Source organism: Janthinobacterium sp. GL_088 (genome assembly GCF_057837845.1).
In genome coordinates this window covers 4373841-4390560 of record NZ_CM174453.1, presented here as the reverse complement: position 1 = coordinate 4390560, position 16720 = coordinate 4373841, and the positions used below count along the sequence as shown (strand labels likewise).

Below are 16720 nucleotides of genomic sequence, written 5' to 3'. Positions count from 1 at the left end.
GTCTTGCCTGATCAGCAGCGCGATACGTCGCGCAGCAAGCGGTCGTATTCCGTCTTGGCCACTTTGTAGCACTCGCCCGCATAGCATTCCAGGCCGGCGCGGTCCAGCACTGTGATATTGCCGCGGCGATAGTGGATCAAGCCTTCTTCCTGCAGCTTGCCGGCGGCCGCCGTGATGCTTTCGCGGCGCACGCCCAGCATGATGGAGATCAGCTCTTGCGTGACTTTCAATTCGTTCGATGGCGAACGGTCCAGGCGGTCCAGCAGCCAGCGGCACAGCTTTTGCTCGATCGAGCTGTGGCGGCCACCGACGGCGTTCTGCGCCATTTGCGCAAACAGGGCGTTGGTGTAGCGCATCAGCAACTGGGGCAGGGCGCCGCCTTGATTGAAGGCATCGCGCAAGCTTTGCGTTTTCAGGCGGTAGCCATAGCCGGCGCTTTGCACGACGGCCGTGCACATGGCGCGTTCGCCTGCCAGCAGCGAGGCACCGGCCACGCCTTCATGGCCGACGACGGCGATTTCCGTCGTGGCGCCGTCTTCCATTACATACAGCAAGGAAATGATGGCGGTGGTGGGGAAATAGCTGTATTCCAGGTTGTTACCGTAGGCATACAATTCCTTGCCGAAAGGCAGTTCCACCAGTTCCAGGTCTTCGAACAGCGATTCGAGCGCGGCGCGCGGCAGGGCGGCCAGCAATTCATTCTGTTGGGCACTGCTGAGACTAACCCGCGACGCAAGCTTGATTTCCCGTCCGGCTGCCGGCATGGCGCGCGGCAGCAACTGGTTCTTCTGGACCGGGGCGATAAGTTGAGTATGGCTCATAGTATTCCTCACAGGCTTTTTACATCGGAGTGCGACTGCCGCGTTGCTGGTCAAAAAAAGTTGCCGCATCCATCTTGGAACAGCGTTTTTTTTCGACCGCGCGGTGCAGATCGCGATGTAGCTACTTTAAAAGCTTATGTAAGTGGCGAACATAAGATTAGCAGTCGCCACTTTGTAGTCTCTTTTGAGGCGAAATTGTAGTCCTTGTCCTACGTGCACACTTTTGACTAGCTAGCCTTGCGCCGTTCTGCGCGATTTTGTGATATGACGCGCGGCTTGTTGGCGCTCCACAGGCCGGCCGGACGCACGCTGGGCAAGCCGTCGCGCGTGGTCGCGGCCGCTGCCTGGCGCGGGTTTGGCGCCTCGTGTTCCCCCAGGCGGAAGCGGCTGACGGCTTGCGTCAGCGCCTCGCCTTCCTGGTGCAGGCGCTGCGAACCGGCGCGCGCTTCGTCGACCAGGCCCGCGTTCTGGCGCGTCATGTCGTCGATTTGCGCCAGTGCCTGGTTGATGCGGGCGATCTCGCCATTCTGCTCGGCGCCGGCGCTGCTGATGCGCCCGATGACGACGGACACCTGCTGCACCGCGTCGACGACTTGCCGCATGGTGCTGCCGGCTGCGTTGACCAGGTCGCCGCCCGCATCCACGGTGGCCACGGAATCGCCGATCAGGCGCTTGATTTGCTGCGCCGCCTCGCTGGAGCGCTGCGCCAGGCTGCGCACCTCGGATGCCACGACGGCAAAGCCGCGCCCCTGCTCGCCGGCTCTGGCTGCCTCGACGGCCGCGTTCAGGGCCAGGATATTCGTCTGGAAGGCGATGCCGTTGATGACGCCGATGATGTCGACGATCTTGTGCGAGCTGGCCTTGATCGAGGCCATGGTCTCGACCACGGCGCTGACGGTCTCGCCGCCGCGCAGGGCCACCTCGGCGGCCGACGCCACCAGGGTGCGCCCCTGTCCTACGTGGGCTTCGTTGCGGCCCACGGTGGCCGTCAGCTCGCGCATCGAATCGACGGTGGCGCCCAGCGCGTCCGCTTGCGTGGCCGTATGGCCGGACAGGGCAGCGTTGCCCTGCGCGATATCGGCGCCGGCGGCGGCAATGACGGCCGCGCCGCCGCGGATTTCCTGCACCAGGGTGGCCAGGCCATGCGTCATGGCGCCGAAGTCGCGCACCAGGTCGCCGATTTCATCGTGCGCCTGCGAGGTGATGCGCTGCGACAGGTCGCCCGCCGCCGCCGCGCCGACGGCCACGCGCAATTGCTTCACGTCGCGCGCGAACGCGGCATAAAAGCCTGCGCACAGGTAGGCGGCGGCCAGCAGCACCAGCAGCATGGCCGCCAGGATCAGGGCGCGGCGCGCCTCGTCGCGCGCGATGCGCTGCGCCAGCAAGCCGTCCAGGGCGGTGGCGGAGGCGCCCGAGAGCGCGTGCAGGGCATCGATGGCTTGCATGCCGGCCGCGTGGAATTGCGCGCCCGAGGTCTGGTCGTAGGAATTCGTCACTTCGTTTTTCGTGCGCTCGAGGAAGGCCAGCGCGGCCGGCACGGCTTTCAGGGCCGGCTGCAGGCTGGCGCGCAATGCCGGCTTGGCGGCGATGATTTCGTCGAAGCGGGCTGGCAGGCGTTCCAGTTCGTGGCGGGCGATCAGGGCGTTGGCGTTGACGAGTTGATCTTCATTCGCCTCGAACAGGCCCGTGTCGATGTAGGCGGCGCCGCGCCCTCCGATGTCGGACAGGCTCTCGGCCAGGTCGGGCAGGGTGGCGGTAAACACGGCGCTCAGGTGGTTGGCGCCCGCGTCCGGGTCCAGGCTCAGGTGTGAGCGGTCGGCCACCAACTGGACCAGTTTGGCCGCCTGGCGCAGCAACGCCGTGTGTGCCGCGTAGCTGTCGCGCGCCGCGAGGCCCGTCTGGCGGCCCAGCAGGGCTTGCCACTGCTTCGTCAGCTCGGCCGCCTGGGGCAGGCCGGCGCCCGCCGGCAAGCGCGCCAGGACGGCCAGCGTGGCCGTGATGCGTGCATTCAGGGCCGTGTTGTCCATGCCCGCCTTGCCGCTCAGGCGCAAATGTTCCAGGCCGCGCCGCTGCTGCAGCAGGCGCGTGCCTTCCTGTAGCTGGCGCACATAGGCGACGCCCCGCTGCGCATCCTGCGCCTGGGCCAGCGATTTGCCCAGCTCCGAGATCAGCAGGGTGGTCGCCAGCACCAAAGGCAGCAAAAAGACCAGGCAGACAAGCATGAATTTGGGCAGCAGGCGCAAGCGCTGCATGAGTCGGATGGCGGGGGTGAGGAGCATTTTCATCGGGTTTCCAGGGAAGAGTGGCAACATTTCTGCAGTGCAATGTTGCCTGCCGATTGTGACCCCTTGATGAAGTGGGCGATTTCGCTTGCCGCCAGAGTGAAGCAGTTCACACGGAAGGCCGATCCTTCTGTAAAATCGAGGGTTTTTTGCGAGGGCCATATTATGGTCACCAATATGGCCAACGAGAACGACATCAACACCCCCGATTCCAGCGACAATGCGGACATCGCCGCAGCGTCCGTCAGCAGCAAGGCGCCGGCCGTGATCGCGCGCGAAGTGCAGCGCCGCCGCACCTTCGGCATCATTTCCCACCCGGATGCCGGTAAGACCACCTTGACGGAAAAACTGCTGCTTTTCTCGGGCGCGATCCAGATGGCCGGTACCGTCAAGGCCCGCAAATCGGGCCGCCACGCGACGTCGGACTGGATGGAGATCGAGAAGCAGCGCGGCATTTCCGTCGCTTCCTCGGTGATGCAGTTCGAATTCCGCGACCACGTCGTCAACCTGCTCGACACCCCTGGCCACCAGGACTTCTCGGAAGATACCTACCGCGTGCTGACGGCGGTCGACTCGGCGCTGATGGTGATCGATGCGGCCAAGGGCGTGGAAGCGCAGACGATCAAGCTGCTGGCCGTGTGCCGCATGCGCAACACGCCCATCGTCACTTTCATGAACAAGATGGACCGCGAAACGCGCGATCCGCTGGATCTGCTCGACGAACTCGAATCGGTGCTGAAGATTCAATGCGCGCCCGTCACCTGGCCTATCGGCATGGGCAAGAACTTCCGCGGCGTGTACCACCTGCTGAACGACGAGATCATGCTGTTCAAGGCCGGTGAAGAGAAGGCCGACGGCGCCTTTGAAATCATCAAGGGCATCGACAACCCGCGCCTGCAGGAGATGTTCCCGCTCGAGATGGACCAGTTGCGCATGGAAGTGGAGCTGGTGCATGGCGCGTCCAACCCGTTCAACCTGGAGGAATTCCTCTCCGGCGTGCAGACGCCCGTGTTCTTCGGTTCGGCCATCAACAACTTCGGCGTGCGCGAGATTCTCTCCGCGCTGGTCGACTGGGCGCCGGCGCCGCGCGAGCGCGACGCCACCGTGCGTTCGGTGGCCCCGTCCGAGCAGCCATTTACCGGTTTCGTCTTCAAGATCCAGGCGAACATGGACCCGGCCCACCGCGACCGCATCGCCTTTTTGCGCGTGTGCTCGGGACGTTTCGAGCGCGGCATGAAGGTCAAGCACTTGCGCCTGGGGCGCGAGATCAAGGTGTCGAACGTGGTGACCTTCATGGCATCGTCGCGCGAACAGGTGGAAGAAGCATACGCTGGCGACATCATCGGCTTGCCGAACCACGGCAACATGCAGATCGGCGACAGTTTTTCCGAAGGCGAGATGCTGACGTTTACGGGCATCCCGTACTTCGCGCCAGACTTCTTCCGCTCCGTGCGCATCCGTAATCCCTTGAAAATCAAGCAGCTGCACAAGGGTTTGCAGCAGCTGGGCGAAGAGGGCGCGGTGCAGGTCTTCAAGCCGGTGCAGGGCGGCGAACTGGTACTGGGCGCCGTCGGCGTGCTGCAGTTCGAGGTGGTGGCCAGCCGTTTGCTCAACGAATATGGCGTCGACGCCGTGTTCGAAGGCACCAGCATCAGCAGCGCCCGCTGGGTCAGCTGCGACGACAAGCGCATCCTGCAGGATTTCGAGAACGCGCTGGGCCACAACGTGGCCTACGATGCGGCCGGCAACATGGCTTACCTGGCCACGTCGGGCGTGAACCTGCGCCTGACGGAAGAGCGCTGGCCGAAGCTGACTTTCCACGCGACGCGCGAGCATTCGGCCAAGCTGGCCTGATGCATCCGGAGTAAGTAGCAAGGGCAGAACAGGCAGTTCTGCCCTTTTTTTATGCCGGTAGAATCGTGCGCGTGCTCCAGTCGCGCCGTTCCAGCAGCAATGCCGTCAACTGCGCTGCCGTCATCGGGCGCGCGAAGAAGAAGCCCTGGGCATTGTCGCAGCCGGCTTTTCTCAAAAACTCCACCTGCCGCAAGGTCTCCACCCCTTCGGCCACCACTTTCAGGTGCAGGCTGTGCGCCATGGCGATGATGGCCGTGACGATGGCTTCGCCCTCGCCGGGCAGGTCGTGCACGAAGCTGCGGTCGATTTTCAACTGGTCGATGGGCAGGCGCTTCAGGTACGACATCGATGAATAGCCGGTGCCGAAATCGTCGATCGACAGGTGGATGCCCGTTTCCTGCAGGCGCCGCATCAGTTCCACGTTGGCGTGGACATTGTCCATCAGGACGCCTTCCGTGATTTCCAGCTCCAGCAAGCCATGCGGCAGCTGCGTTTCATCCAGGATGGCGCGGATATCGTCCATCAGTCCCGCATCGCGCGCCTGACAGGCCGACAGGTTGACGGCCACGTGTTCGAGCGAATCGAGCAGGCCCGCCTTGCACCACAGGGCCGCCTGGCGGCAGGCGCTTTGCAGTACCCAGCGTCCCAGGTCGACGATGATGCCGCTTTCCTCGGCCACGGGGATGAATTCGGCGGGGCTCAACTGGCCCATGTCGCGGCAATTCCAGCGTATCAGCGCTTCCACACCGACGATGCGCCCGCTGCGCAAGTCGATCTGCGGCTGGTAGTGCAAATACAGTTCCTCGTTCTGCAGTGCGCGGCGCAGGTTCGCTTCCATGCGCAGGCGGCGCTGCGCGCGCAATTCCATTTCCGCCTTGAAGACGGCGTAGCGGTTCTTGCCCTGGTGCTTGGCGTGGTACATGGCCGTATCGGCATTGCGCGTCAGGGTGGCCACATCCTGCGCGTCGAACGGATACAGGCTCACGCCGATGCTGGCGCTGACATACAGCTGGTGGCCTTCGAGATCGAATGGCGCGGCCAGCACGGCGAGGATCTTGCGCGCCACGCTGGCCATTTCCGAGGCGTCGTCGGCCGGTTCGACGATGACGACGAATTCGTCGCCGCCGATGCGGCAGATGATGTCGGTGCCGCGCAGGATGGCCACCAGGCGTTCGGACACGAGCTTGAGCAGCTGGTCGCCGCAGTGGTGGCCCAGCGTATCGTTGACGATCTTGAAGTTGTCCAGGTCCAGCAGCAGCAGGCCCACGCTGCTGTCCTGGCGGTCGGCGCGCGCCAGCGCGTAGGCCAGGGCATCGTTGAATTCATGGCGGTTCGGCAGTTGCGTGACCGGGTCGACATGGGCCAGGTAGTGCAAATGGCTTTCCGCATGCTGGGCGGCCGTGCGCGTGCGGCGCACCATCAGGTACGTCAGGCCGAACGCGCACAGGCAGACGAGCAGGGTAAAGGCGGCAAATTGCGCCAGGCTGGCGTACAGCGGCGCCAGGCTGGCGCGCAGGTACAGCGCGCCGCCGCCGGGCAAGGCCGTCAGGATGGCCGCGCTGCCGTCCAGGTAATCGAGGTGCAGGCCGTTGCGCGGCGCCATGGGCGCGGCATCGCTGCTGCTGCGCGTGTAGCGGGCAAACGGCGTGCCATAGGGACTGTAAAGTAGTGCTTGCCGGACATGCGGGGCGGCGGCGAGGGAAGCGAGGAGTTGTTGTGCCGCAAGACGATTGTCCTGGCGCATGGCCTGGGTGGCGGCGGGCGCCAGCATGTCGGCCTGGATGCGCAGGTTGCGCTGGAAGGATGCCTGGAGGGAAAACAACTGGAAGAGGACCAGCAGCAGGCTGGCCATGGCCAGCATGGCCGCCGCGGCCAGCAAGTTCAGCCTGGCAATCCGGTCGCCGCGCAATTGCGCCGACGGCAGCATCAATGGCGTCATCATGACGCTTTCTCCTGCCGGCCCCGCTTGCCGCCGCCCCGTGTCATCCCGCCTCGCCCTGCCATACTTTACGTTCCAGTCTGATGAAAACCGAAGTGAGCCGGAACTCTCAACGTGTTGCTAAGGCCGACATATTGTCATTTTGCAGCGTGAAAGTACAGGGCGCGCGGCAATTTTGTCTGCATGCCACAGGCCGGTGGCAGCAGGCAGGGCGACAAATCAGGCGGAAAAGGCAGGACGTGTTTTTCTAATAATAATCCACACTGAATTTTAATCCTTTTTTTGCCCGCCGGTTTTTTTCGCTAAAAACATGCTGACGGTAAACAAAATAGCATCAAGAATAACTTCAATGCCTGCAGTCATCCTGGTACGGATTAACTTTTGCTCCGTATCGTCCATTGCAAGTCATTGATTTTAATAAATTTTAATGAAGAATGCGAGAACGCTATGGCCTTGCTCCACGAGTTCGTCCATAATCCTCAGATGATGGACGTTCTGATGCTGTTTATTTTGTCTGCCGCGGCCAAGCAAGCTGCCGCCAGAAAAACCGGACGTCGCCCTAATGATCAATAGTGAGGATATCTTGGAAAAAAAACCAAAAATTATTTTGTCATCACAAGACCTGGAACGACTGGAAGCGTTGTTGTATGCCTTGGGTAATAATCTGTCGCCGGACAAGGCCGCCTTGCTCGACGAGCTGGGCCGCGCCGAGGTGCTCGAGCCGCAAGAGATTCCCCCGACCGTCGTGACGATGAATTCCACCGTGCGCTTCACGGTGGAAAACAAGGAAGAATTCTGCCTGACGCTCGTGTATCCGAAGGATGTGGAAGGCCAGGCCGACCGCATTTCCGTGCTGGCGCCCGTCGGCAGCGCGCTGCTGGGCTTGTCCGTCGGCGACAGCATCGCCTGGCCCATGCCGGGCGGCGTGGTGAAGGTGAAAATCGAGGAAATCGTTTACCAGCCTGAACGGGCCGGCGAATACCACCGCTAAGCGCGGCAAGCAGTGATGGCGGACGGCGCCTGCCGTTCGCCTGCCAGGCCGTGTTCCCAATAGTCAACTATTGCGTTGCACGCGCACCACCAGCCATCCCGCCACCACCGTGAACGTGACGATGATGGCGACGATGATCCAGAAGCCCTGCGGATGCTGGGCCAGCGGAATTCCCCCCACGTTCATGCCCAGCATGCCGGCGATGATATTGATCGGCAAGGCCAGCACGGTGACGATGGTCAGCACGAACAGGCTGCGGCTGTTTTCCTCGTTGACGCTGGCGGCAATCTCTTCCTGCAGTAATTTGATACGTTCCTGCAAGGACGACATATCGCTGAGCACCACCGAAAACTCCTCCGTCGACTGGCGCAATTCCAGACTGTCGAGCTCCGATACCCACGATGGCGGCCGTTGCAGAAGGCGGAACAGGGCGGCCGGTTCCGGCGCCAGCAGGCGCTGCAGCCGCACCAGCACGCGCCGCATGGCGCCCAGGTCTTCGCGTTTCGGCACTAGGCGCCCGGCCAGCAAGTGGTCCTCGATATCGTCGACCCGCGCCACTGCGTCGCGCACGATGTTGACCAGCACGTCGGCCTGGTCGCGCAGCAGATGAATCAGCAATTCCACCGACGAGCGGATCGGCTCGTGGTTCTTGATGACGGCCTGGCGCAGGCGCTCGATCGACTGCAGCGGCGCGCGGCGCGCCGTGATGACGAGGTTTTGCGCCACGCTGGCCCACATGGTGGAAATGTCGGACGCTTCGAACGAGAAATTGTGCACCACATCGTTGACCACGGCGATCAGGGTGTTTTCCGCCTGTTCGATGCGCGTCGAGCGGGAACCCTGGTGCAGGGTTTCATAGAATTCGTCGGCCAGCTGCGTGTGCGTCATCAGCCATTTTTCGCTGGCCGCATGCGACAAATTGAAATGCAGCCAGACGAATTCCTGCGCCGGTCTGGCCGCGCCATCGGCCAGCCAGGCCAGTGCGGCCGTCGAGTCGAGCGCCAGCGGCTGCGCCTCACGGCCAAACAGGAAGCCCCAGACCAGGCCCGAGGTGTCCGAGCCGTAGGTAAAACCGGCAGTTTCCATCGCCATCGTGAATCTTTCTCGCGCAGTGTGATTGATCGTCGCGCGATTTTAATACACGGATGTGTCGGGAAAATGACAAGGCCACCGCGAACGGTGGCCTTGGTGGGTAAAGCTTGCAGTAACGCTTGATAGAACCGCCGCGCAGCAGGTTTGGTCAGGTGTTACTAGTCGCGGCGCGGATTGTCGGGCCTGCGGTCGTCGCGGTTCGGAATCCCGTCGCCGTCGCGGTCGTGGCGGTTGCCATTGTCGCGGTCATAGCGGTTGGGGATGCCGTCGCGGTCGCGGTCACCGTTCGGCCCGCGTGGCGACCAGCGGCCTTGCTCCATCTGCCAGCGGCCATCGCGCTGGTTCCAGGCGGGCGGCGCATACACGTAACCGGGGCGTTCGGCGATCCATATGCCTGGCGTCCAGGCGTAGCGCTGGCCGCGCCATTCCCAGTGGCCGGGCGCCCAGACGTAGCCGTGGCGGGCGCGCGGGATGGCTTCGCGGCGCGGCGGTGGCGGGGCGATGCGGATATCGTCATAGCGCACGGGCTGCACTTGCGCGGCGACCCAGCCGCCACGGTCCAGGCGCCAGCGGTTGTTTTCTTGTATCCAGGCGGCGCGGCGGTACTGGTTGCCGCCCCGTTCGCGCAGCCATTCGCCGTTGTTCCAGACATGGCGCTGGCCATCCCAGTTCCAGTAGCCGGGCGCCCAGACATATCCGGCGCGTGGCGCTGGCACGCTTTCAAACCGTGGCGGAGGCGGGGCGTTGCCGATGACAATGCTGACGCCGAGCTGATTCTGTGCCATGGCCTGCACGGGCAGGAAGGCCGCGGTGCTGATGGCAAGCATGGCTGCTGCGTAGAGTGTGATGGGTTTCATGGTGTGCTCCATTTCGGTGATTGCGTGAAATGGACTATAGGCGCTTGCCGGCGAGCGGATCGCTTTTGATTCAACTTATTACAATTGACACAATGCTGTGTGTCCGTGTATCCGTGGCGGATACAAATGGCGGCCTGGCGCGGAGGTATTCAAATTGGCGCCAGGCGGCGTGGTGTCAGCATCGGTGGCTCACAGGGTGCTGGCGGTGGCGTTGCCCAGCAAGGCTTGCCGTTCCTCGATCAGCGAGATTTTCTTTTCCTGTTCCGTCATGCGCTTGGCGCTGACGACGACGACGGGGATGGCACTCGCTTGTGCCACATCAGCCGCTTTGGCGGCCGATGGCTGCATGAAGCTGACGTAGCTGGCGCCGCAGGCAATGGCAACGGCGACGGTGAAGATGGCTTCCATGTTTTTTAACGTTTTCATGATGTTTCCTTTCGGGTGGCGGGTGGGTATGCATGCACTGTAGCCAGGCGCGGGCCGGCGCGCCATGCAGATGCGACCAGCCGTGGTTTTGGCGGGATGGCCTGCAAAAAAACGGCGCTGAAATGCCGGCGCACGGGCCTGGCGGGCGACCGCATGAATTGAGGCCTAATTCGCCCTGTATCCGTGCATATGAATGCAATTGCCCTATGGCATTATCTGATGCTGCGCACTGCCGTGCCCATGCTGTGCGCGGCAAGTGAGGCCCGGCTATCCTGCTAGAATCGGCATGGCAGCCGTGTTGCGCGCACAATCATTCTCATCAGGAGTCACACATGTTCCAATTGTTTGGTTTTGGCGGCGCCCGCTGCCCGCGCTGCGAGCACAAGAACGGCGCTGCCGCCGGCTATTGCGCGCAATGCGGCTTGTCGCTGGGGGCACCCGACAGCGACGCGGTGCTGCATGCCAATCAATGGCATCTTGCTGAAGGGCAACTAGCCCTGTTCTTTGGCGTGCGCGAACTGTCCTCGTTGTTCGGCAGCGCCGCGCGCCGCCTGCAGGTGCCGGCCGAGTCGCGCGCCTGGATCGTGCAATCGGACGCTTTCACCTTGATACCGGCCGGCGACTACGACAGCGCCGCCTTCTTTGCGCGCCTGCCCGCGCTGCTGCCGGCGCGTCCGGCCGAAGTGCTGATCGCGCGCGCCGACGCCGTCAGCCTGGACTTCGACTTGCCTGGCCTGGCCAGCTCGGAACTGCTGAACGTTGCCGCGTCCCTGCGTGTCGATATCGGGCTGGGCCAGCCCGATGCGTTCGCGCGCCAGTTCATGCGCGCGCCGGGCGCCGTCACGCGGGCCCACCTGCACGCCTTGCTGCTGCCGTCCGTGCGCCAGATTGCGCTGGAATTCATCGGCAGCCGCGCGTTGGTCGAGATGGACGCGAATGCCGACCTGCGGCCCGAATTGAACGAACGCCTGCAATCGGCGCTGACGCAGCGACTGGCGCCCAGCGGCCTGGCCGTGGCGCGCGTGGAAACGCTGAGTTTGCGCCACGACAAACGCGAGGGCAATGGCGATGCCTCCATCGGTACCCTGTGGCTGGGCGGCTTGCCGGCGCAGGAACTCGAGCAACACAGTCTGGAACGCATGAAGCAGCTCGACCAGCTGTATGACGAGGAAGAGTGGCAGCGCATCCGCCGCGAGGAACTGGCAGCGCGCCACGCACACCGCCGCGCGGAATTGCAGCAGGATGCGACGCTGGAAAAGGCGGAACTGAACCACCAGGAAGCGGAGCGCCTGCAAGCGCTGCGCGGGCGCCAGATCGACCTGTATGGCCGCATCCTGGAAGCGAAATCGCGGCGCCAGGCGCTCGACCATGGCGCCGCGCTGGCGCTGGGCGAGCTGGAACAGGAACTGGCGCAGAAGGGCGCGCAGCACGCCGACGAAGCGGCCAACTGGGAACACGTGCGCGCGCTGGCCGCCATCAAGATGCGCAGCGAGCTGGAACTGTCGCAGCTGCATGGGCGCGAACAGATCCAGCTGGCGCAGCAGCGCTTTACGCATCAGGTGCACCTGCAGTCGATCGCGCAGCAAGTGGAAAGCGCGCTGCTGATCGACGACGAGACGGGTCGCCGCACCCAGCTGGCGCGCCTGCGTCAGGCGGAGGCGGATGCGGCCCAACGCGAGGCGCAGCTGGAGGCGGAGCAGCACCAGGCAGCCTGGCAGGGCCTGATGCTGGCCAACGCGGCGCGCAAGCGCGAGGCCGAGCGGGTACAGGAGTGGGAAGAGCAGATGCAGCTGGCGCGCCAGCGCGAACTGCTGCGCGCCGAGGCGCACAAGGATGAAGCGGCCCAGGTGCAGGCGACGGAAATCGCGGAAAAAGTCGCAGCGCTGCGGCGTGGCGGCGCGCGCGAAGACGCCATCGCGCAGCAGGAAAAGCTGCTGCGCACCATCGAGGCCGATGGCGTGCACGCGCGCCAGCTGCAGCAGCAAACGCAGCTTGCGCAGCTCGACGCGCTGGCCATCGAGGAGCAGCGCCAGCAGCTGCGCCAGCTGGAGCAGGAAGCGCAATGGCAGCGCGACTTGCTGGCCATGGCCCAGCAGCGCGAAAGCGATTACGCGCGCTGGAAGGGCGAATACGAAGCCCTGCTGGCGCAGCAGGCGCATGCGGCCGAACTGGCGCGCATCGACATCGACCGCATCGAGAAAATCGGCTCGCTGAGCGACACGGGCAAGGTGGCCATGGCCGCCGGGCAGAATGCGGTCGCGCTGGCGCAAGTGCTGAAAGTGCAGCTGCAGGCGGGCATGAGCGCCGAGCAGATCCACGCGCTGGCGGCGCTGGCAGCGGCCGAGAGCAGCGTCGCCCCGCTGGACGCCATGCGCATGGCGCAGGACAGCGTGGCGCAGGAGCGCAGCTACCTGGAAGGCCAGGCGGAACGCGAGCGGCGCCAGCAGCTCGATCTGATCAACCTGCAGAACGCGGCGCACGCGCATGGCTTGTCGGCGCAGGCGCAGCTGGGCGTGGCCGTGGCGCAGGCGCTGCAGCCGGGCGCCGCCTCTGCAGCGCCGGCCCGCTGCAAGAACGGCCACGCGCAGCGCGCGGGCCATCCGGAAGCTAAATTCTGCGCCGCCTGCGGCGTCGCCCTGCAGCCTTGACGGAAGCGTTTCACTCCAGATGATGCAAAAAGCACGAGACAAGCTGCGGGAACTGCGCGCCCTCCACGACGACGGGCTGCTCAGCGAGCAGGAATTTGAACGCCGCAAGAACGCCATCCTCGACGCCGAGTACGCGCCGCCAGGCGCCGCACCTGTGGCCGCGCCGCTGCCCGTGCGCCAGGGCACGGAGCTGGGCTTCATGACGGGCCAGGAAATCGGTCCGCAAAACCGCCGCTACCGGCTCGAACGGCTGATCGGCACGGGCGGCATGGGGCAGGTGTGGCAAGCCACCGACCTGGCCACGCACGCGGAACTGGGCAGCAGCGAAATGGTGGCGCTGAAGATATTGCCGCCGCAGCTGACGCAAAGCGCCACGCACGCCAAGCTGCTGATCGAGGAAGCGACCCAGGCGAGAAAACTCGCGCATGAAAACATCGTGCGCGTCTACGAATGGGCGCAGGACCCGGCCACGGCCAGCTATTTCATCATCATGGAATGCCTCGATGGCGAAGACCTGGAACACTATCTGGGCCGCCAGGGTGCGCTGCCGCTGTCCACGGTGCAGGAACTGTTGCAGCCGGTGGCCGAAGCGCTGTCGTATGCCTGGGAAAAGCACAAGCTGGTGCACCGCGACATCAAGCCAGGCAATGTCTTCCTGACGGCGAAGGGCGACGTCAAGCTGCTCGACTACGGCATCGCCACGCGGGTGCGCAATGCGGACAGCAGCCTGGCGCTGGAGATGCCGAATGCGGGCACGCACGGCTACCGGGCGCCCGAAGCCGGCGCCAACCAGCGCCAGCCCAGCCCGCGCCTGGACGTGTATGCGGTGGCCGTGATGATCTATCAGATGCTGGAAGGGCGCATGCCGTTCGACGACATGCGCAGCGCCAGCCATTTGCCTTCAAAGCCGCAAGCGCTCAACGCGCAACAGTGGCAAGTGCTGCAGAACGGTTTTTCGCTGACGGCGGAATTGCGGCCCCAATCCGTGCAAGCCTTGCTGGAAGGGCTGGAACGCGCGGCCGGGCCATCGCCCGAAGAACTGGCGGAACAGGCGCGCCAGCAGCAGGCGCGCGCGGCGCAGCAGGCGCAGCAACAGCGGGAGGCGGCGCTGGCCGCCGAGCAGGCGCGCGAGGAAGAGATCAAGCGAGCCCGCATACGCCAGGAAGAACTGGATCAGCGCCGCAAGGCGGAAATCCAGGCCGCCGCGCTGGAAAAGCAGCGGCAGGACAAACTGCGCCGCGAACAGGAAGCGCAGCGCCATTTCGAGGCGGAAGAGGCGCGCAAGTTGCGCAAGGAAGCGCTGCGCGGCCAGCTGCGCGCGCGCCGCGAAGCCGATGCCGCCACGGCCTTGCAGGAACACCAGGAATTGCAGCGCAAGGCCATCGTCGCCAAGGCCGAGGCGGCATATCGGGCCGAGCAAGAGCGCGCGCGCAAGGAAGAGGCCAGCCGCGCCGCGACCGCATCTGTCCCTGTGCAGGCATCCGCGCCGGTGCCGGAAACGGAACACGCGGAACCGGTGGCCAATGCCGAAGGCATCTTGCGCGACGATTTTCTCGATGGCGCGGGACAGGGGCCGGAACTGGTGCTCATTCCCAGCGGCCGCTTCCAGATGGGCGCGCACGAGACGGAACACAAGGCGGCCATGCAGGCCGGCTCGCAAAAGACGTGGCTCGAACGCGAAATGCCGCAGCACTGGGTCGGCATCGAGCGCCCGTTCGCGCTGGCTCGCCACCCCGTCAGCGTGGGCGAATGGCGCGCCTTCGTCAAGGCGACCGGCTGGGCGGGCGGGTCGGAAACGGACTGGGATAATCCTGGCTTCGTGCAGAACGAGCAGCACCCGGTGGTGGGCGTGAGCTGGAATGACGCGCAGCTGTACCTGGCGTGGATGAGCGAATGCACGGGCCGCCAGTACCGCTTGCCCAGCGAAGCGGAATGGGAATACGCGTGCCGTGCCGGCTCGCGCACGACCTTCAACGTGGGCGACACCATCAGCACGGAGCAAGCCAATTACGACGGCCTGTATGTGTACAACGGCGGCCCGCGCGGCGTGTATCGGGGCGGCACCACGCCGCTGGGAACATTCGCGCCGAATTCCTGGGGCCTGTTCGACATGCATGGCAATGTGTGGGAATGGGTGCAGGACGTGGTGCACGATAATTACGAAGGCGCGCCCGTCGACGGCAGCGCATGGGAAGAGGGCAGCGACAGTAGCCGGCGCATCCTGCGCGGCGGCTCCTGGCTGTACCACCCGCGCTATTTGCGCTCGGCCCTGCGCAACGGCTTTTCCACCGTGCTGTCGAACGACATCGTGGGTTTCAGGGTGGCGCGCACGCTCGACTGACTCATTATCATATCGGTCATCTTGAGGGATACTGCATGCACCTTAACCGTGCTGGAGTGTCCATCGTCTTCGCCTGCCCACCGACCCCCTGTTCCGTATCAAATGACCAGGTAGCGGGGGAGCGGGCTGCGCAAAGCGGGCAAACGGTGTAAATTGTGGCTTTCCAAACGCACCAAGGAACGCCATGACCATCAAAGCCATCCGCGACCAGTCGCAAGCCATGCGCCACATCGTGCACGTGCGCGATCACATCATTTCCGCCGACGCCTCGGTGGCCGAAGGGGGCGGCGATGCCGGCCCGTCGCCGCACGACCTGTATGACGCGGCCCTGTCGGCCTGCAAGGCGCTCACCGTCGTCTGGTATGCCAAACACAAGGGCATCCCCCTGGAGCACGTGGAAGTGTCGACCGAACGCGATGCCAGCGAAGAGCGCAAGGGTGTGTACCGCCTGGCCGCCACCCTGCACCTGACGGGCGAGCTGACGGATGCGCAGCGCGAGGAATTGCTGGCCGCGGCCGGCAAATGCCCGCTGCATAAATTGATGACGGCCGTGACCACCGAAGTGACGACGGTGCTGGCATGAGCGCGGCGATCCTGAAAAGCCACGAAAAGGATCTGGGCGGCGGCTTCGTCGTGCGGCGCCTGTTGCCTTCCGCCGTCAAACAGGCCGTCGGCCCCTTCATTTTCTTTGACCATTTCGGCCCCATCGACGTGGCGCCCGACGCCAACCACGACGTGCGCCCGCATCCGCATATCGGCCTGGCCACCGTCACCTATCTGTTCGAGGGCGCGATCGACCACCGCGACAGCATCGGCTCGTACCAGCGCATCGAGCCGGGCGCCATCAACTGGATGACGGCCGGGCGCGGCATCGTGCATTCGGAACGCACGCCACAGGACCTGGCGGGTCAGCCGCACCGCACGCACGGCTTGCAGCTGTGGGCCGCGCTGCCGAAGGCGCACGAAGAGGATGAACCGAGTTTCACGCACACGCCGCAGGCCGACATTCCCGTGGTGCCGCTCGATGGCGCCGTCGTGAAGGTGTTGATCGGCACGGCCTTTGGCCAGAGCTCGCCCGTGCGCACCTACATGCAGACGGTGTACCTGGACGTGGCGCTGCAGGCGGGGCGCGAGTTGCGCCTGGAAGGCTTGCCGGCGGAAGCGGCGATTTATCCGATCAGCGGGGATGTGCTGGTCGATGGCGTGGCGCTGGTGCCGCACACCATGGCCTTGCTGGAAGCTGGTGCCGCGCCCGTGGTGACGGCAGGCGGCGGCCCGGTGCAGTTCGTCGTGATCGGCGGCGAGCCGCTGGACGGCCACCGCTTCCTGTTCTGGAATTTCGTCTCGTCGAGCAAGGAGCGATTGTCGCAGGCGGCCGACGACTGGACCGCCCAGCGCATGGGCAGTGTGCCGGGCGAGACGGAATTCATCCCGCTGCCGAAGGCGCCATTGCGTCCTCCGGCATAAGC

At 64.5% G+C, this 16720-nt stretch carries 13 protein-coding genes; 6 read left to right on the top strand and 7 right to left on the bottom strand.

What is annotated here, in order from left to right:
• Nucleotides 1-11: 11 nt before the first annotated feature.
• Entirely contained in the window at nt 12-821 is an 810-nt protein-coding gene (locus AC3IQ7_RS19535) for a Crp/Fnr family transcriptional regulator (RefSeq protein ID WP_034783188.1), read from the bottom strand.
• A gap of 227 nt (nt 822-1048) precedes the next feature.
• The gene (locus tag AC3IQ7_RS19530; RefSeq protein ID WP_489207086.1) at nt 1049-3106 is read right to left on the bottom strand and encodes a methyl-accepting chemotaxis protein; all 2058 of its coding nucleotides are present in this window, start codon (nt 3104-3106) and stop codon (nt 1049-1051) included.
• A 162-nt stretch (nt 3107-3268) separates the two neighbouring features.
• Here AC3IQ7_RS19530 and AC3IQ7_RS19525 point away from each other — a divergent pair, with 162 nt between their 5' ends.
• Nucleotides 3269-4957: a peptide chain release factor 3 gene (locus tag AC3IQ7_RS19525; protein ID WP_416208753.1), complete on the top strand. Its 1689-nt coding sequence runs from the start codon at nt 3269-3271 to the stop codon at nt 4955-4957.
• 49 nt (nt 4958-5006) lie between these two features.
• Here AC3IQ7_RS19525 and AC3IQ7_RS19520 read toward each other — a convergent pair whose 3' ends face one another.
• Both AC3IQ7_RS19520 and AC3IQ7_RS19515 read right to left on the bottom strand, forming a co-directional pair.
• Nucleotides 5007-6899, bottom strand: a complete 1893-nt coding sequence (locus tag AC3IQ7_RS19520; protein WP_099378748.1) for a putative bifunctional diguanylate cyclase/phosphodiesterase — start codon at nt 6897-6899, stop codon at nt 5007-5009.
• Between the two features lie 267 nt (nt 6900-7166).
• Entirely contained in the window at nt 7167-7295 is a 129-nt protein-coding gene (locus AC3IQ7_RS19515) for a hypothetical protein (protein WP_267891657.1), read from the bottom strand.
• Nucleotides 7296-7479: 184 nt separating this feature from the next.
• Here AC3IQ7_RS19515 and rnk point away from each other — a divergent pair, with 184 nt between their 5' ends.
• Complete coding sequence (gene rnk / locus AC3IQ7_RS19510; RefSeq protein WP_162835757.1) at nt 7480-7887, top strand: nucleoside diphosphate kinase regulator; 408 nt, start codon at nt 7480-7482, stop codon at nt 7885-7887.
• Between the two features lie 63 nt (nt 7888-7950).
• Here the strand turns inward: rnk and AC3IQ7_RS19505 are convergent, their stop codons facing one another.
• From AC3IQ7_RS19505 to AC3IQ7_RS19495, 3 genes are all read right to left on the bottom strand, one after another.
• Nucleotides 7951-8979, bottom strand: coding sequence for a transporter (locus tag AC3IQ7_RS19505; RefSeq protein ID WP_322427778.1), 1029 nt, complete (start codon nt 8977-8979; stop codon nt 7951-7953).
• A gap of 158 nt (nt 8980-9137) precedes the next feature.
• Complete coding sequence (locus tag AC3IQ7_RS19500) at nt 9138-9836, bottom strand: YXWGXW repeat-containing protein (RefSeq protein WP_489207085.1); 699 nt, start codon at nt 9834-9836, stop codon at nt 9138-9140.
• A gap of 189 nt (nt 9837-10025) precedes the next feature.
• Nucleotides 10026-10262: a hypothetical protein gene (locus AC3IQ7_RS19495; protein ID WP_099378750.1), complete on the bottom strand. Its 237-nt coding sequence runs from the start codon at nt 10260-10262 to the stop codon at nt 10026-10028.
• A gap of 332 nt (nt 10263-10594) precedes the next feature.
• Here AC3IQ7_RS19495 and AC3IQ7_RS19490 point away from each other — a divergent pair, with 332 nt between their 5' ends.
• The 4 genes from AC3IQ7_RS19490 to AC3IQ7_RS19475 all read left to right on the top strand — a co-directional run bounded on the left by AC3IQ7_RS19490 (nt 10595) and on the right by AC3IQ7_RS19475 (nt 16718).
• Complete coding sequence (locus AC3IQ7_RS19490) at nt 10595-12910, top strand: coiled-coil domain-containing protein (protein ID WP_489207084.1); 2316 nt, start codon at nt 10595-10597, stop codon at nt 12908-12910.
• 19 nt (nt 12911-12929) lie between these two features.
• The gene (locus tag AC3IQ7_RS19485; RefSeq protein WP_489207083.1) at nt 12930-15251 is read left to right on the top strand and encodes an SUMF1/EgtB/PvdO family nonheme iron enzyme; all 2322 of its coding nucleotides are present in this window, start codon (nt 12930-12932) and stop codon (nt 15249-15251) included.
• Nucleotides 15252-15435: 184 nt separating this feature from the next.
• The gene (locus AC3IQ7_RS19480) at nt 15436-15834 is read left to right on the top strand and encodes an OsmC family protein (protein ID WP_322427782.1); all 399 of its coding nucleotides are present in this window, start codon (nt 15436-15438) and stop codon (nt 15832-15834) included.
• Complete coding sequence (locus AC3IQ7_RS19475) at nt 15831-16718, top strand: pirin family protein (RefSeq protein WP_489207082.1); 888 nt, start codon at nt 15831-15833, stop codon at nt 16716-16718. The genes AC3IQ7_RS19480 and AC3IQ7_RS19475 overlap by 4 nt, the downstream gene beginning before the upstream one ends.
• The last annotated feature ends 2 nt before the right edge of the window (nt 16719-16720 follow it).